The sequence below is a fragment of the Nocardia sp. NPDC004654 genome (assembly GCF_040609595.1).
GTDB lineage: Bacteria > Actinomycetota > Actinomycetes > Mycobacteriales > Mycobacteriaceae > Nocardia.
Genome location: NZ_JBEXKI010000001.1, coordinates 1,142,050 through 1,157,411 on the forward strand (window position 1 = coordinate 1,142,050; position 15,362 = coordinate 1,157,411).

Consider the following 15,362-nt stretch of genomic DNA (forward strand, 5'->3'; position numbering starts at 1 on the left):
TATGAAATCTTTCGCACCACATGCGGCGCTCGCTGTCGAGGCGGACGCTCTGGTCAAGGTGTTCGGGGAGCAGCGGGCCGTGGACGGGGTGAGCCTGGCGGTGCCGCAGGGCTCGGTGTACGGGGTCCTCGGGCCGAACGGCGCGGGCAAGACCACGACCATCCGGATGCTCTCGACGCTGCTGCGGCCCGACGGCGGACGGGCCAGGATCTTCGGCCACGACGTGGTCGCCGAGCCGACCGCGGTCCGGTCGCTGCTCGGGCTCACCGGCCAGTACGCCTCGGTCGACGAGGATCTGACCGCCACCGAGAACCTGTTCGTCTTCTCTCGCCTGCTCGGCCTGAGCCGGGCCGAATCCCGGCGTAGGGCAGGCGAACTGCTCGAGGAGTTCGACCTCACCGCGGCGGCGGACAAGCCGCTGAAGAACTTCTCCGGCGGTATGCGCCGCCGCCTCGACCTCGCGGCCAGCCTGATCGCCACCCCGCCGCTGCTGTTCCTCGACGAACCCACCACCGGCCTCGATCCGCGCACCCGCGCGCAGATGTGGGACACCATCCGCCGTCTGGTCCGCGAGGGCGCGACGGTCCTGCTGACCACCCAGTACCTGGACGAGGCCGATCAGCTGGCCGACCGGATCGCCGTGATCGACCGCGGCAAGGTGATCGCCGACGGCACCGCCGACGAACTCAAGGCCTCCGTCGGCGGCTCTTCGCTGCATCTGACGCTGGTCGATCGGGACCAGCTCGCCGAAGCTCGCCGCATCGTCGGCGATTTCCTCGGCGTCGACGCCCAGATCACCCCGGAGGCAGGCCGTCTCACCGCGCCGCTCCCGGACGCGAGCGTCACCACCGACCTGCTGATCCGGCTGCGCGAATGGGAAGTCGCGATCGATGAGATCACGGTGAGCAAGCCGAGCCTGGACGAGGTCTTCCTGACCATCACCGGCCACCCGGCCGACGACGACGAACGGAGCGTGGCATGACGACACTGACCGCACCACCGACCGACCACACCGCAGCGCCGATCCGGATCCCCGAGGCGCACAACCGAATCGGCATCCGCCAGACGGTATCCACCTCGCTGACCATGGCCTACCGCGGCATCCTCAAGATCAAGCACAAGCCCGAGCAGCTGTTCGACGTGACCGTCCAGCCGATCCTGTTCACGGCGCTGTTCACCTACATCTTCGGCGGCGCCATCGCGGGCAACGTGCACGACTACCTGCCGATTCTGATCCCGGGCATCCTGGTGCAGACCGTGGTGCTCACCTCCGTGGTGACCGGCACCCAGTTGCGCGAGGACATGGACAAGGGCGTCTTCGACCGCTTCAAATCCCTTCCGATCGCGCGCATCTCGGCGCTGGCCGGTGCGCTGATCGCCGACATGGTGCGCTACGGCATCGCCACCGTGCTCACCGTGATCGTCGGCCTGTGCCTGGGTTACCGTCCCGGCGGCGGGGTGCTCGGCGTGCTGGTCGCCACGGTGGTCATCGTGCTGTGCTCGTTCGCGATCAGCTGGATCTGGGCGCTGGTCGGCGTCACCGGCAAGAGCGCTGCCTCGGTGCAGGGCATTTCGATGATGGTGATGTTCCCGCTGACCTTCATGTCCGGCGCGTTCGCCTTGGTGAGCACGATGCCGGGATGGATGCAGGCGATCAATCACGCGAACCCGGTGTACTACATGGTGAACGCGGCCCGAGAGTTGATGAACGGCAATGTGTACAGCAGCAACCTGGCGTGGTCGTTGGTCGGCTCGGTGGTGGTGATCGCGATCTTCGCGCCGCTGACGGTCAAGGCGTACATGCGCAGGGCATGATCGACGCCCGCGGGCCGGAACTCCTCGAAAGGGGTTCCGGCCCTTGTACGTACCTCCGCCTTCGCTGCGATGCGCGGTTCGCGGACCGACTTGTGACTTCTAAGCGTCCAGCGTTCCGCTGAACTCTCGCAGCAGCGCGATAATCCGTGCGGCTCCGATCCTGCGGCGCATTCCGGCGGCCGAGCCGAGGGCGGCGCTCAATCGCTCCGCGCCGACCCGCGGCTTGTGCAGGTCCAGGTGTCGTTGCACCACCATCGACGGATAATCCTGTCGGGCAACGACCTTCGCGGAGAGCGCGAGCAGTTCGATGCCGAGGTCGGAGCCCGGATCGATGGCGAGTAGATACGAGCCGACCCCGCAGGCCACCGCGCCGATCTGCGGCAAGTCGTAGAGCTGGGCGAGACGGCACGCCGCGCCCGCGGCCAATTCGGCGGTGAGCTCCGTCGCGGCGTCGACACGTCTGTGGAGCACGTGCGCGGCGACCATGGCGCCGGCCAACATCAGCCCGCCGGGTCCAGGCGTCAGCTCGTCCTCGGGCCAGCCCAACAATTCGAGCGACCGCCGGTAGTACCGCATGCCGGAATCGATATCGCCTTCGGCGAGCGCGAGTTCCGCGACTCCGGCCGACACCGTGGCCAGCCGGTGATTGCGCCGGACGTTCGGATCGTCGAGCGGCGCGAGATAGGCCGGATCGTCGGAAGATCCGAGCGCGAAGGACAATTCCACGCGCGCCTGATCCACCCGGCCGATGCCGATCAGCGCGACCGCGAGGTAGCTGCGAATCTCCACGATCTCCTCGTGCGCGCGCAGGGTGCGCAGCGCTTCGACGGCACGGCGGTAATAGTTCACCGACTCCGCGTAGCGTGCCCTCTGACCGCCGAGTTGACCGAGGTGCTGGCAGACCATCGCCGTGCCCCACAGATCGGCGGGCTCGACAAGCCGCAGTGCGCCGAGCGCGTCGCGCGCCGACCCGTGCACGTCGCCCGCGTTCTCCCGGATGTTCGCCCGCGCGATTAGGGCGGCCGTCCGTACGTCGGGATCGGGCGAACGCGCGCCTTCGGCGAGCTTGCGTGCCACACCCTTTCCCGAGACGTCCGCGACGAGCAGGTCGCCGAGGAGGCGCAGCCCGGGATTCATGTCCACCGCGGTACCAAGCAGCGCGCGGGCCCGCGCGCGCACCGCCGCCAGCGGGCGCAGGCTGGAGTTCAGGTAGATCATGTGCAGCCCGATCACCACGCCCGCCAGCATCCGTAGATCCGCGACGACACCGCGCGCGGGTCCTGGTTCGGGCGTGAGGCGCAACACGCGCGGCGCCCACGACGTCAACTCCAGGTGCGCACCGCGAATCATCCACAGCATCGCGGCGACCGGAAACACCCGATACACCGTCGCGGAATCGCCCCGGTCCAGCGCGTACCGCAGCACGGCGGTGAGATTGTCCAGTTCGGCGGCGACCGACAGCACCGTGCTCACCTGCTCGTCGGTGCGGTAGCGCCGGGCGGCCGTCACCGCGTATTCGGACGCCCAGTGCGACATGCGCCGCATCACCAGCTCGCCCTCGTCCACGGCGGTCAGCTGTTCCTCGCCGAATTCCCGGACGGTCTCCAGCATGCGATAGCGCGTGCCGTCCTCGTCCTCGAGCACGGTGAGCAGCGACTGGCCGACCAGACCGTCCACCGCGGCCGCCACGTCGCCAACGTCCGGTCCGCCCGCTACCGACTCCGCCGCGGAGAGCGTGAAACCCGCTGGGAATCGGCACATTCGGCGCAGCGTCGCCTGCTGCGGCGGATCCAGCAGGTTCCAGCTCCACGCGATCACCGCGTGCAGCGTGCGGTGGCGTTCCGGTGAGGAGCGGTCACCACCGCGCAGCAGCGCGAACCGGTGCTCCAACCGGGATTCGATCTCTTCCACACTCATGGTTCGAGCGCGAGCCGCGGCCAATTCGATGGCCAGCGGCAGGCCGTCGAGCATCGCGCACAGCCTGGCGACGGCGTCCGGATCCAAGCGAACCGTCGGACGCACCGCGCGGGCCCGCGCGCTGAACAGGTCGGTGGCGGGCGAGCCCGCGGCGTCGATGGCCAAGGGCGCCAGGGGATAGACGCTCTCGGCGCTGATGGCCAGCGGGGCGCGGCTGGTGGTCAGTACCGTCAGCTGCTCGCAGCCGCCGATCAAGTCGGCGACGACCTCGGCCACGGCATCGATGAGATGTTCGCAGTTGTCCAGGATCAGTAGCATCGGTCGGGCCGACAGCGCCTCGCGCAGTCGCTGACCGGCGTCGATTCGTCCTGGCCGCAACAGTCCCGGCTCGCGCACCACCTCGCCGATACCGAGCGTCGTACTGATCGCGGACTCGATGTCGGCGCGCGCGTCCGCGACAGAGGTCGACCGCACCGAGGCGAGTTCGACGAGCACCACGGATCCGTGCCGCGCCACCCTGGCCCCGATTTCATTGGCCACCCGCGTCTTTCCGGTGCCGCCCGTTCCGAGGACGGTGACCACGCGGGCGGCGCGCAGCAGTTCGACCAGTGCGTCGAGATCGGTGTCCCTGCCCAGCAGTGCGTTCGGCGCGGCGCGCAAGCCGATCGCCTCGTGCGGCGTGTCGGTGCGGAGCTGCGTATGGGTCGTGATCGTGTTCGGTGCCCGGAGCACGGCAGCGACGGAATCGCCCGCACCGTCCGACCCGATCGCGGCCGGACCGCCGATGACCGCACCGCGCAGGATTGCGGTGTTAAACTCGACCAGCGCCCGGCCAGGATCGGCGCCGAGCTGATCGGCCAGGCGGGTGCGGAAAGCCGCGAAAGATTCCAGCGCCTCGTTCGACCGATCGGCCCTTGCCAGCAGACGCATGAGGTTCAGCTGGGCGGATTCGTCGAAAGGTTCGGCGGCGCAGCGGCGGCGCGCGAGGTCCAATGCGCCGCGAATGTCGCCGCCGGATTCGCGCGCGGTCAGTTCGATCGCGTCCAGTTCGGTCGCCAGCGAACCCGCGGTCCGGCGTAGTTCCTCCGCGAGTTCGCCTGGGGCCAGATCCGCAGCGGGCTCGCCGCGCCACAGCTCTCGTGCCGTGCGCACGGAATCGAGGCAGGCGGCGAAGTCCGCGGCCGCGAGCGCACGGCGGGCGCGGGTCAGTAATTCGCCGCCGAGCGTCAGGTCGACTTGTTCCGGCGCGAAGGTGAGGCGGTAGCCCGCGGGGCCGATCTCCAGCGCGCCGTCGGGCAGCGCCGAGCGCAGCCGGGAGACCTGGGTGTGCAGCGCGTTCATCGGCGAACGCGGCGGCTGCTCGGCCCACACGTCCTCGATCAGCGCCGGTGCGCTGCGGCTGCGGCCCGGTCGCAGCGCGAGCGCGGTGAGCAGCAGGCGGGAGCGGGTGCCGGGTACGGGTGTGAGCGCGTCGTCGCGGCGCAGCGCGACCTCGCCGAGGAGGGCCACCACGACCGATGCGCCGCTTGGCGTAGCGAGGGGATTCGGGCCGTCAGGGCCGCGCCGATCTGGAAACATGCCGTGGTCATCGTATGCGAGCGCTCCGTCGAGGCCGACATCGTTTTCCGGTACCCCCCTGCGCAGGAGTGTCGCTATCTGTACCTCGCGCACGTGCTCAGTTCCTGCGCGGTCTGTCGGCGGGCTACGTCCAGCAGCGCGCACTACTCTGTCCGCATGGCTGACTTCGAAGTGGTCCGGCGCATAGTCATCTCGGCCCCGCCCGCGCGCATCCACGCGCTCATCGACAACTTCCGGGAGTGGACCAAGTGGTCCCCGTGGGAGGACCTCGACCCGCAGCTACAGCGCACCTACTCCGGCGCGGAATCCGGCGTCGGCGCGCACTACGCCTGGAGCGGCAACCGCAAGGCGGGCGCGGGCAGCATGGAGCTGGTCGCCGACGACGAACGCGAGATCGGGGTCCGGCTCGAGTTCCTCAAGCCCTTCAAGGCGACCAACGACGTCGTCTTCGAGCTGAACCCGACCGAGACCGGCGCCACCGAGGTGGTGTGGCGGATGAGCGGTCAGCAGCAGGGCCTGATGGCGCTGCTCGGCAAGGTGATCTCGATGGACCGGCTGGTCGGCAAGGACTTCGACAAGGGACTCACCCGGTTGAAGGCCACGGCCGAAGCCTGAGCGGCCGGGCGCGGGCTGTCGACGGGCCACGCCCGACCCCGCCGACTAGGCTGCTTTCATGGCTACAGCAGCGCAATGGATCGAGGGCGCACGGCCCCGCACCCTGCCGAACGCTATCGCTCCGGTCATCGCGGGCACCGGGGCAGCGGCCTCGCTCGACGCCGCGGTGTGGTGGAAAGCCGTTCTGGCGCTGCTGGTCTCGCTGGCGCTGATCATCGGCGTCAACTACGCCAACGATTACTCCGACGGCATCAGGGGAACCGACGACGAGCGCGTCGGCCCGTTGCGGCTGGTCGGGTCGAAGCTCGCCTCGCCCGCCGCCGTCAAGAACGCCGCGATCCTGAGCCTGGCGATCGGCGCCGTCCTCGGCCTGGTCTTGGTGGCGACTACGGCCTGGTGGCTGCTGCTGGTCGGCTTGGCCTGCCTGGCGGGCGCCTGGTTCTACACCGGCGGCAACAAGCCTTACGGCTACAGCGGTTTCGGCGAGCTCGCGGTGTTCGTGTTCTTCGGGTTGGTGGCCGTGCTCGGCACCGAGTTCGTGCAGGCCGAGCGGGTCGACTGGGTCGGTGCGGCGCTCGCGGTGGCGGTCGGCTCGTTCTCCAGCGCGGTGCTGGTGGCCAACAACCTGCGCGACATCCCCACCGACACCGAGTCCGGAAAGACCACGCTCGCGGTCAAACTCGGTGATCCGCGCACGCGCACCCTGCACCTCGCGCTGCTCGCGGTGCCGTTCGTGGTCACCCTGTTGCTGGTGATCCGCACTCCGTTCGCCCTGGTCGGCTTGTTGGCCGTCCCGCTCGCGGTGCGCGCCAACGCGCCCGTGCGCTCGGGCGGCAACGGCCTGGAACTCATTCCGGCACTGCGTGATTCCGGCCTCGCCCTGCTGGCCTGGTCGACGCTGACGGCGCTGGCTCTCGGCTTCGCCTGAATCGAGGGTGGGGCTGCGATATCGCCACCCCGGCCGAATTCGGCAGCATCGTGCTCGCGGTACGCAACATTCGCGTCCAGACCGATGTGGGCAACCCATGCCACGATGCGAACCGCGTCGCCACCGTGCTGTTCAAATCGCTGCCCTGACCTGCCCCTCTCCCACAGCGGCAGTCACTCCCTTGTCGCTGGGCAGAGAGGCCGACCACCTCCACGTACGCCTCGCGGGTTCCCCGCGCTGCGAGGCGTACGAAGAGGACCTCAGTTGGGGGACTGAGCGATCAACAGCTGACGAAGCTTCGCCCGATTGGGCTTCCCCGGTCCGTGCAGCGGCAGTTCGTCCAGCAGCGCCAACTCGCGGGGCGCGGCGATGGCGTCGAGTTCACGGACGACGTGGTCGCGCAACTCCTCGAGTGTCGGTGTCGCGCCTGCCGTGGGCACCACCGCGACCGCCACGCGCTGGCCGAGCCGCTCGTCGGGCAGGCCGAGCACCACGCACTCGCTGATGGACGGATGGGTGACCAGCACGGCCTCCACCACCTGCGGGATGACCAGCAACCCGCCCGTCATGATGGCCTCGTCCAGCCGTCCGGTGATGTGCAGGACGCCGTTCTCGAAAGTGCCCGCGTCCTCGGTGCGGAACCAACCGGGTTCGGCGAAGGCGGGATGGTCTGGCTGGCCGCGGTAGCCGCGGGCGATCATGGCGCCGCCGAGCAGGACGCGGCCGTCCTCGATGCGCACCTCGGCACCCTCCAGCGGCACGCCTTCGTAGACGCAGCCGCCGCAGGTCTCGCTCATGCCGTAGGTGCGAACGACGTTGATACCGGCCGCTTTCGCGCGCTCGTAGACCGGAACCGGGGTGGCCGCGCCGCCGACGAGCACCGCGTCGAGTTCGGCGAGCGCCTCGGCCGCGCCGGGCGCGTCGAGAGCCTTGATGAGCTGGGTCGGCACCAGGGCGGTGTAGCGGCGCGAGCCGCGCATGCCCGCCACCGCGCCGGCCAGCGCCTCGGGCAGGAAACCGCCGGAGACGTCGAGCACTGTGGGTTCGGTGCCCGCCAGGATGCTGCGCAAGAGCACCTGGATACCGGCGATGTGGTGGGTGGGCAGCGCGAGCAGCCAGGCGCCCGGGCCGCCGAGCCGGTCGTGGGTCGCGGTGCCGCTGGCGCGCAAGGCGGAGGCGCTGAGCATCGCGCCCTTGGGCACGCCGGTGGTGCCGGAGGTGGTGACCACCAGCGCCACGTCGTCGTCGATCGTCTCGCCGGGCGAGAGCGCGTCGCTGAGCCGACGGGCCTCCCTGCGGTCGCTGGTCGGAATGGGCAGCCACGCGGGGCCGTTGCCTTCCAGCGCTTCTCGCAGATGCGGCAGCACGTCGCCCAGGCCGGATCCGGTGGGCATCGGCAGCGTCCGCAGCGTATTGGTCACGACCGCACCTCGCCGTCGCTCGGTTCCATCACGACAGCGATCGTGTCATGCCCGCGCCGCCGCGCGCGGAACGGGTCGGTTTGCTGGGGCGGCGCGCGCGGAGTGCGGCCGCCCCGAAGGAATGGGGCTCGGATAGGCCAGACATCGAGACTGCGATTCACTCGTCGGACGGGACGCGGACGGCACTCGCCCGGACATCGGCGGCCGGGCGGCCGTCAGAGCGCTATCGTCCTCGCCGGGACAGCCCTTGGCAACTCGGCATTCGGACCCCGGTCCGCTCGCGACGCCGCGATCAGTCGTCCGACCAGCGGGAATCCCGGCGAATCGGATGTTCCGGCGGAATCTCCACGAGCACGATCGGCACGCCGTCCGGGTCCCGTATCCACATTTCGATCAGGCCCCACGGCTCCCGCTCGGGCGCCCGATCGATGGGAATTCCCTTCAGCGCGAGCTCGACCGCGGCATTGGAGACATCGCGCACCTGCAACCAGATCGCGCCGTTGAAAGCCGTCGAGGTACCGGCCCCGCCGTGCCCCGCGACCTCGACCAGCGACTGTCCAGCGAAGAAAACGGTTCCACCTGGATATTCCCTGGCGATCGCGAGACCGAGCCCGTCGCGATAGAACTCGAGCGTTTTCGCGTAGTTCCCGGGCCGCAGAATCACCCTGCTGCTGAGGATTTCCATGTGGGCCAGTCCCTTCGTCAGAAGTACCAGGGGTAGGGCGTCCAGTCCGGCTTGCGCTTCTCCAGGAACGCGTCGCGGCCTTCGACGGCTTCGTCGGTCATGTACGCCATGCGGGTGGCTTCGCCCGCGAACAGCTGCTGGCCGACCAGCCCGTCGTCGAGCAGGTTGAACGCGTACTTGAGCATGCGCTGGGCCTGCGGGGACTTGCCGTTGATGTCGGCGGTCCACTCCAGCGCGACGTCCTCGAGCTCGGCGTGGTCGACGACCTTGTTGACCGCGCCCATCTGGTGCATTTCCTCGGCGGTGTAGGGGCGGCCGAGGAAGAAGATCTCGCGGGCGAACTTCTGGCCCACCATCTTGGCCAGGTACGCGCTGCCGTAGCCGCCGTCGAAGCTGCCCACGTCGGCGTCGGTCTGCTTGAACCTGGCGTGCTCGCGGCTGGCCAGGGTCAGGTCGCAGACCACGTGCAGGCTGTGTCCTCCGCCCGCGGCCCAGCCGTTGACCAGGGCGATGACGACCTTGGGCATGAAGCGGATCAGGCGCTGCACCTCCAGGATGTGCAACCTGCCCGCGCGCGCCTGGTCGACGGTGTCGGCGGTATCGCCGCTGGCGTACTGGTAACCGCTGCGGCCGCGGATGCGCTGGTCGCCGCCGGAGCAGAAGGCCCAGCCGCCGTCCTTGGGGCTCGGGCCGTTGCCGGTGATCAGGACCGCGCCGACGTCGGAGGTCATCCGCGCGTGGTCGAGCACCCGGTAGAGCTCGTCGACGGTGTGCGGGCGAAATGCGTTGCGGACCTCGGGGCGATCGAACGCCACCCGCACCGTGCCCTGCTCGATATGGCGGTGGTAGGTGATGTCGGTCAGGTTCTCGAATCCGGGGACCGGTCGCCACAGCTTGGGATTGAACGTCACGCTTGTGATTATTGCCCGCGGCCGAAGATCCGGTGCCAGCGACTTCGGTGCGTTGCGGCGTCGAGGACTTGACGGTGTAAAACTACGCGTTACCGTGCAGGTATGAGCGAGCGTGTGAAACCTGTTCCAGATAGTGCCGCGGCCGCAGCCGAATCGGGTGCGCAGCGTTCCAACGGGACGGCGATCCGCCCGCGCATCGATCGCAGCGCGGTGGACGAGAACCGGTACGAGAAGCACGGCGGCTTCCCGAAAGTGTCCCGCGCGCAGATCGGCTCGAATTTCGGGCCATTCGTCGACGCCATGCGGACCTTGCAGGATCTGGCGGTTTCCGTCGACGCGCCGGACGAAGTGTTCGGCGAAGCGCTGGCCAAGGCCAAGGAACTCGCCGAGCTGCTCGAGCCGTATCGCGCACCGGAATTGCAGGGTCCAGCCGGACGCGCGGTGGAGCTGCCCGGACGCGGCAGTCTGTTGTTGCTGCCCTGGCAGGTGGTCTCGGCCGGGCCGGACGGCATCACCATGACGGGCGAGTTCCGCCGATTCCACCTCGGCGGCAACGGCGCCGCGCACGGCGGCGTGCTTCCGCTGCTGTTCGACGACCTGCTCGGCATGATCGTGCACTACGCGGGCAGGCCGATCAGCCGCACGGCCTACCTGCACGTCAACTACCGCAAAGTAACTCCGCTGGAGCGGACGCTGACGGTGTGCGGACGCGTCGACCGCATCGAGGGCCGCAAGACCTTCATCACCGCCGAATTGCGCGATGAGCAGGGCGATTTGCTCGCCGATTGTGAAGGGCTGATGGTCCAGTTGCTGCCATGGCAGCCGTGAGCGAGCGTCGGCGAGCGAACCGGCGCCAGCGAGGAGGAGTCGTGAGCGGAAGTAGCTCGTGTGACCGCGCGCACCAGTGCGTATAGTGGCGTGCGCTCGTTCATCGACATCTATTTCGGAGGAACCTGAAAGTGGTTGCAGCACTGTCTGAATCCCTGCTCGACGACGCGAAGCGCTCGGCCTTCCTTGCCGATGCCAAGGAGGTTCTGGACGCCGAGGTGTCGGATAAGGGTGGCGCGTCCGGCCTGGCGGTCAAGGGCGGATACGCGGCGGTGAAGAAGATCAGCCCGTCCATCGTCCCGGACGCGCTGGAGTCGTTGGCCCCCAAGCTGGTCGAGCAGCTGGAGCCGTTCTGGCAGGAGTACAAGGCTTCGGGTTCGGGCCAGTTCGCCGACCTGCTCGTTGCCAAGTCCGACGAGGTCGCCGAGGCGTTGCTCCAGGTGACCGACGCTCGCGCCGAGTCCTCCTCGCGCCCCGCGCTGCAGAAGGTCTACTCCTCGATGCGCTCCTCGGCCAAGAAGAACGTCATCGAGGCCCTGCCGCGCCTCGGCGACCTGGTGCAGCGCCACGCGAACTGATCGCGCGCGACCCCCGCACGCCGAGTTCCGGCTAGAACTCGGCGTGCGACCGCGTCCCTTGCACAGCCCCGCCGCGCATCGATGCGCCGCGCCGAACGCCCGAACGGCGTGCACTCCAACCCGAACGCTCGATCCCGCCCTCCCAACCACCCCGAGGGCGAGTCTTACGAACACGCGCGCGCCAGCGCGCCAACCAACACTGTGACCAGGGTGACGGAGACGGCGGGGTTACTGTCTGAGAGGCTGGTGGCGTGAACCCGTCTACCGCTCAGGCTCGAGTAGTCGTCGACGAACTCGTGCGCGGAGGTGTCCGCGATGTGGTGCTGTGCCCCGGCTCGCGCAACGCTCCGCTGGCCTTCGCGCTGCAAGCCGCCGACGCGGCCGGGCGGTTGCGGCTGCACATGCGCATCGATGAGCGGACCGCGGGCTTTCTCGCCATCGGTCTGGCGATCGCGGGCGGCAATCCGGTCCCTGTGGTGATGACCTCCGGCACGGCTGTCGCGAACCTCGGTCCCGCGGTGCTGGAAGCCAACTACGCGCGGGTTCCGCTGATCGTGCTGAGCGCCAATCGGCCCTACGAGATGCTCGGAACCGGCGCCAATCAGACCGTCGAGCAGCTCGGCCTGTTCGGTAGCCAGGTGCGCGCCACCATCAGCCTCGGGCTGGCGGAGGGCGAGCCGAGCGGTAACGGAAGCGGCCCGTACGGCCAGCAGAACAGCGTGTGGCGCTCGGCGGTGTGCCGGGTGCTCGCCGCGGCCCGCGGCACGCGTTCGGGCAACGCGGGTCCGGTCCACTTCGACATTCCGCTGCGCGAGCCGCTGGTGCCGGATCCGGCCGCCGACGCCGGTCCGGAGGGACGCGCGGGTGATCGGCCCTGGACCGCGACGCAGTACGCGACACTGGACGTGCCGCTCGACATCGATCTGACCCCGGACACCGTGGTGATCTCCGGACACGGCGCCGGCCTGCGTCCCGAACTCGCCGAGCTGCCGACCGTCGCGGAGCCGACCGCCCCCATGCACGGCCCCGCGCTGCATCCGCTGGCCCTGCCGCTGCTGAAGCCGAAGCAGGCCATCATCACCGGGCGGCCGACCCTGCACCGGCAGGTGTCCAAGGTGCTCGCCGACCCGTCCGTCACGGTCTTCGCGCTGACCACCGGTCCGCGCTGGCCCGATGTGTCCGGCAATGTGGTCGGGACCGGAACCCGCGCGATCACGACGGGAACGCCGCGCGCGGAATGGCTCGCGCACTGCCGCGCGGTGAACGCCAACGCCGAGCAAGTGGTGCGTGAGGCGCTGGCCAAGCACCCGAAGCCGACCGGCCTGCATGTGGCGGCGGTCGTCATGGATTCGCTGCACGAGGGCGATCAGCTGCTGCTCGGCGCGTCCAATCCGGTGCGCGACGCGGCGCTCGTCTCGCATCCGCGCCCCGGTATCAAGGTGCTGTCGAACCGCGGTGTCGCGGGCATCGACGGAACGGTGTCGTCGGCGGTCGGCGCCGCCTTGGCGCACGACGGCCGCACCGTCGCGCTGATCGGCGATCTGACTTTCCTACACGACGCGTCCGGGCTGCTGATCGGGCCGGGCGAGCCGCGGCCCGCCGACCTGACGATCGTGGTCGCCAACGACGACGGCGGCGGCATCTTCGAGCTGCTCGAACAGGGCGACCCGCAGTACGCGGGCGTGTTCGAGCGCGTCTTCGGCACACCGCACGGCATGGATCTGGCCGCGTTGTGCGCGGCCTACCGCATCCCGCACCGGCAAGTCGACACCGAGCAGCTGGCGGCCGAGTTGGCCGAGCGCGCGCACGGCCTGCGCGTGCTCGAGGTGGCCACCGAACGATCCAGCCTGCGCGAGCTGCACGCCACCGTGCGGGCCAAGATCGCGACCTGAGTCCGCCGCCGCGACCGGCTATTCGGTGTCGCGGTCCTCGTCGTCGAGCGGCACGGGAATGGCCTGCTCGATGAGGTCGGCCTCGTTCGCGGACCAGACGTCGCGATCGACCGCGGTGCTCGCCTCGCGTGCGACGGCGGTTTCCGCGACGGCCCGGTCGTCGGTGTCGGCGTCGTCCGTTTGGTAAGCGGGCGTGGACTGCTCGACGCGGTCGGCCTCCGGCGCGTCGTCCAACGTGCGCGGCGTGCTGCGATCGATCATCGTGTGCTCCTCTCCGCTGGTGCTCTCCCGCAGGGGGTATACCCAGTCGGCAGCGCGGTCAACAGTCCAGCGGTGTCGAGATTCGCGCCCGGCGATCGGTGCGGTCGATGCCCTCATTCCCCCTCGACGGCCGCGCCCCTGTCTGCCGGATGCTCCACGAGCGCGAGGGTTCGCCCGGCCATGAACCGCGCCGTGCGGACCGCGACGCCGGTCCGCGTCACCTCGCTGACCTCGACCACTCCGCGCGCGATGCGCACCTCGACCCGCCGCCCCGCGCGCGTCGCCGCGATTTCGTAACTTCGAGAGCCGTCACCGACGTCGACGACGATCTCCACCCGATCACCCTTCATCTACCAATTCTCCCCTTTTCCAGGGCTTTTCGCCGTTACGAGTTGGTCGCGGAGGGCATCGCGGGCATCGTCGCGCGGCACCGATGAATTCCGCGCGCCCGCCGAGTCTCAACTCACGCAGACCTCGCACATCCGGCTTATGGAGACCCGATGACCCCCACCTTCGATTTCGAGCCCGCCGCCACCGCACTGGAGACCGTGGTCGCCGGTATCACCGACGACCAGCTCGCCGCGCCGACGCCCTGCGCCGACACGACCGTGGCCGCGCTGCTCGATCACGTCCTAGAACTGACCGAGGCGTTCCGGCAGGCCGCGACCAAGGAATCCGTCGGCAACAGCACCTCGCCCGCCCTCGAGCACGACTCGAAGCTGCCCGACGACTGGCGCACGCGTATCCCCGCCCAGCTGAAGGCACTGGTCGCGGCCTGGCGGGAGCCGGAGGCGTGGGAGGGCGAGACCGAGGCGGGCGGCGTGCGCGAAGCCGCGATCGTGATGGCGGTGATCGCGCTGGACGAGGTCGTCGTGCACGGCTGGGACCTGGCCAAGGCCACCGGCCAACCGTTCGGCTGCGCCGAATCGCACGCGGCGATCCTGTTCGACTTCCTCCGCGAGACCCCGCTCTCCGGTACCCCGGGCCTTTTCGGGCCGGTGGTCGAGGTGCCCGCCGACGCAGAGCTTGTCGACCGGGTGATCGGCCTGACGGGTCGCGACCCGAACTGGTCGGCGTAGTCGCCGCCGCGTCTCTCGAAGGCCCGAGCACAGTCCGGTCGCCGTGCCCACCGGCAGACGTGCTCGGCGGAGTCTCGACCCGGTGGTTCGACTACCTGGGATGTGACCGCACGAGCGGTCGGGTCAGTCGGCGGAGCGGTCCGTGACGAAAGTGCCTGCCGCCACGGCGTCCAGTGCCGCCTGGGCCGCGGAATCTGCGACCGCCTCGTCGATCGGATCGCCGCTGGCCAGCAGCCGGTAGTAGAGCGGCGCGGAAACGGCGGACAGGACCGCGCGCGGATCGGTCCCCTTGGGCGCCTCGCCGCGCGCGATGGCGTCCTCGACGCACGGCGCCCACTCGGTGAGGCGGACGTCGTAGAAGCGGCGCAGCGCGGCGGCGGCGACGGGATCGCCGGTGGCGGCGGCGATCACGGCCTGAAACAGGCGGCCTTGGCGCGGATCGGTCAGCGTCTCGGCGACCAGGCGCGCGTTGGCCGTGAGATCGCCGCGCAGCGATCCGGTGTCGGCGCGCGGCACCGACTGCTCGGCCATGTCGGCCAGCAGGTCGGCGACGAGCCCGGCCGGGGTGCCCCAGCGCCGATAGACGGTGGTCTTGCCGACCCCGGACGCGGCGGCGATCTCCGCGAGATCCAGTGTGGCGAAACCGCGTTCGACGAGGAGATCACCCGCGGTGCGCAAAACGGCAGCACGGATGCGCGCGGTACGCCCACCTGGGCGGACCGAGCCGGGAGCGGGCTCTTCGAAGGGCATAACGGGACTCCAGTTTCATTTGCGGCGAACGGGGTGTACAGTTCGAAGTGTTAACGGAACTATAGACCCCTTAGGAGGGTCGTCCTGTGAAGAATGGATGGGAT

At 69.5% G+C, this 15,362-nt stretch carries 15 protein-coding genes; 8 read left to right on the top strand and 7 right to left on the bottom strand.

Annotated elements, in window-relative coordinates:
• Position 1: 1 nt before the first annotated feature.
• Together ABZV58_RS05320 and ABZV58_RS05325 are read left to right on the top strand one after the other, a co-directional pair.
• Positions 2-982, top strand: coding sequence for an ATP-binding cassette domain-containing protein (locus tag ABZV58_RS05320; RefSeq protein ID WP_354998897.1), 981 nt, complete (start codon positions 2-4; stop codon positions 980-982).
• Positions 979-1,815, top strand: a complete 837-nt coding sequence (locus tag ABZV58_RS05325) for an ABC transporter permease (protein WP_354998898.1) — start codon at positions 979-981, stop codon at positions 1,813-1,815. Before ABZV58_RS05320 ends, ABZV58_RS05325 begins: the two co-directional genes overlap by 4 nt.
• A 99-nt stretch (positions 1,816-1,914) precedes the next feature.
• Here ABZV58_RS05325 and ABZV58_RS05330 read toward each other — a convergent pair whose 3' ends face one another.
• Positions 1,915-5,244 (bottom strand): BTAD domain-containing putative transcriptional regulator, encoded by a 3,330-nt coding sequence (locus tag ABZV58_RS05330; protein ID WP_354998899.1) that lies wholly within the window; start codon positions 5,242-5,244, stop codon positions 1,915-1,917.
• Positions 5,245-5,466: 222 nt separating this feature from the next.
• Between ABZV58_RS05330 and ABZV58_RS05335 the strand changes: the two genes are divergently transcribed.
• Entirely contained in the window at positions 5,467-5,925 is a 459-nt protein-coding gene (locus ABZV58_RS05335; RefSeq protein WP_354998900.1) for an SRPBCC family protein, read from the top strand.
• A 58-nt stretch (positions 5,926-5,983) separates the two neighbouring features.
• Positions 5,984-6,853 (top strand): 1,4-dihydroxy-2-naphthoate polyprenyltransferase, encoded by an 870-nt coding sequence (locus tag ABZV58_RS05340; protein WP_354998901.1) that lies wholly within the window; start codon positions 5,984-5,986, stop codon positions 6,851-6,853.
• A 260-nt stretch (positions 6,854-7,113) separates the two neighbouring features.
• On the opposite strand, the gene menE is transcribed toward ABZV58_RS05340, so the two are convergent.
• The 3 genes from menE to ABZV58_RS05355 form a co-directional block, all read right to left on the bottom strand.
• Complete coding sequence (gene menE, locus ABZV58_RS05345) at positions 7,114-8,247, bottom strand: o-succinylbenzoate--CoA ligase (protein ID WP_354999042.1); 1,134 nt, start codon at positions 8,245-8,247, stop codon at positions 7,114-7,116.
• A 319-nt stretch (positions 8,248-8,566) separates the two neighbouring features.
• A complete protein-coding gene (locus tag ABZV58_RS05350) occupies positions 8,567-8,959 on the bottom strand; it encodes a VOC family protein (protein WP_354998902.1) in 393 nt (130 codons plus the stop codon).
• Positions 8,960-8,976: 17 nt separating this feature from the next.
• Entirely contained in the window at positions 8,977-9,870 is an 894-nt protein-coding gene (locus ABZV58_RS05355) for a 1,4-dihydroxy-2-naphthoyl-CoA synthase (protein WP_354998903.1), read from the bottom strand.
• Positions 9,871-9,972: 102 nt separating this feature from the next.
• Here ABZV58_RS05355 and ABZV58_RS05360 point away from each other — a divergent pair, with 102 nt between their 5' ends.
• The 3 genes from ABZV58_RS05360 (at position 9,973) to menD (ending at position 13,168) form a co-directional block, all read left to right on the top strand.
• A complete protein-coding gene (locus tag ABZV58_RS05360; protein ID WP_354998904.1) occupies positions 9,973-10,698 on the top strand; it encodes a PaaI family thioesterase in 726 nt (241 codons plus the stop codon).
• A 131-nt stretch (positions 10,699-10,829) separates the two neighbouring features.
• Positions 10,830-11,276: a hypothetical protein gene (locus tag ABZV58_RS05365; RefSeq protein WP_067791381.1), complete on the top strand. Its 447-nt coding sequence runs from the start codon at positions 10,830-10,832 to the stop codon at positions 11,274-11,276.
• A 251-nt stretch (positions 11,277-11,527) separates the two neighbouring features.
• The gene (gene menD / locus ABZV58_RS05370) at positions 11,528-13,168 is read left to right on the top strand and encodes a 2-succinyl-5-enolpyruvyl-6-hydroxy-3-cyclohexene-1-carboxylic-acid synthase (RefSeq protein ID WP_354998905.1); all 1,641 of its coding nucleotides are present in this window, start codon (positions 11,528-11,530) and stop codon (positions 13,166-13,168) included.
• An 18-nt stretch (positions 13,169-13,186) separates the two neighbouring features.
• Here the strand turns inward: menD and ABZV58_RS05375 are convergent, their stop codons facing one another.
• Positions 13,187-13,429, bottom strand: coding sequence for a hypothetical protein (locus ABZV58_RS05375; RefSeq protein ID WP_354998906.1), 243 nt, complete (start codon positions 13,427-13,429; stop codon positions 13,187-13,189).
• Between the two features lie 113 nt (positions 13,430-13,542).
• Positions 13,543-13,779, bottom strand: coding sequence for a hypothetical protein (locus ABZV58_RS05380; RefSeq protein ID WP_354998907.1), 237 nt, complete (start codon positions 13,777-13,779; stop codon positions 13,543-13,545).
• A gap of 150 nt (positions 13,780-13,929) precedes the next feature.
• On the opposite strand from ABZV58_RS05380, the gene ABZV58_RS05385 reads away from it, so the two are divergent.
• Positions 13,930-14,508: a TIGR03086 family metal-binding protein gene (locus ABZV58_RS05385; protein ID WP_354998908.1), complete on the top strand. Its 579-nt coding sequence runs from the start codon at positions 13,930-13,932 to the stop codon at positions 14,506-14,508.
• Between the two features lie 123 nt (positions 14,509-14,631).
• On the opposite strand, the gene ABZV58_RS05390 is transcribed toward ABZV58_RS05385, so the two are convergent.
• Positions 14,632-15,258 (bottom strand): TetR/AcrR family transcriptional regulator, encoded by a 627-nt coding sequence (locus tag ABZV58_RS05390; protein ID WP_354998909.1) that lies wholly within the window; start codon positions 15,256-15,258, stop codon positions 14,632-14,634.
• Between the last annotated feature and the right edge of the window lie 104 nt (positions 15,259-15,362).

Bases quoted from the DNA above. Each gene is read 5' to 3' on its own strand.
- ABZV58_RS05320 (WP_354998897.1), top strand. From the start codon at position 2: ATGAAATCTTTCGCACCACATGCGGCGCTCGCTGTCGAGGCGGACGCT.
- ABZV58_RS05325 (WP_354998898.1), top strand. From the start codon at position 979: ATGACGACACTGACCGCACCACCGACCGACCACACCGCAGCGCCGATC.
- ABZV58_RS05335 (WP_354998900.1), top strand. From the start codon at position 5,467: ATGGCTGACTTCGAAGTGGTCCGGCGCATAGTCATCTCGGCCCCGCCC.
- ABZV58_RS05340 (WP_354998901.1), top strand. From the start codon at position 5,984: ATGGCTACAGCAGCGCAATGGATCGAGGGCGCACGGCCCCGCACCCTG.
- menE (WP_354999042.1), bottom strand. From the start codon at position 8,247: ATGCCCACCGGATCCGGCCTGGGCGACGTGCTGCCGCATCTGCGAGAA.
- ABZV58_RS05350 (WP_354998902.1), bottom strand. From the start codon at position 8,959: ATGGAAATCCTCAGCAGCAGGGTGATTCTGCGGCCCGGGAACTACGCG.
- ABZV58_RS05360 (WP_354998904.1), top strand. From the start codon at position 9,973: ATGAGCGAGCGTGTGAAACCTGTTCCAGATAGTGCCGCGGCCGCAGCC.
- ABZV58_RS05375 (WP_354998906.1), bottom strand. From the start codon at position 13,429: ATGATCGATCGCAGCACGCCGCGCACGTTGGACGACGCGCCGGAGGCC.
- ABZV58_RS05380 (WP_354998907.1), bottom strand. From the start codon at position 13,779: ATGAAGGGTGATCGGGTGGAGATCGTCGTCGACGTCGGTGACGGCTCT.
- ABZV58_RS05385 (WP_354998908.1), top strand. From the start codon at position 13,930: ATGACCCCCACCTTCGATTTCGAGCCCGCCGCCACCGCACTGGAGACC.
- ABZV58_RS05390 (WP_354998909.1), bottom strand. From the start codon at position 15,258: ATGCCCTTCGAAGAGCCCGCTCCCGGCTCGGTCCGCCCAGGTGGGCGT.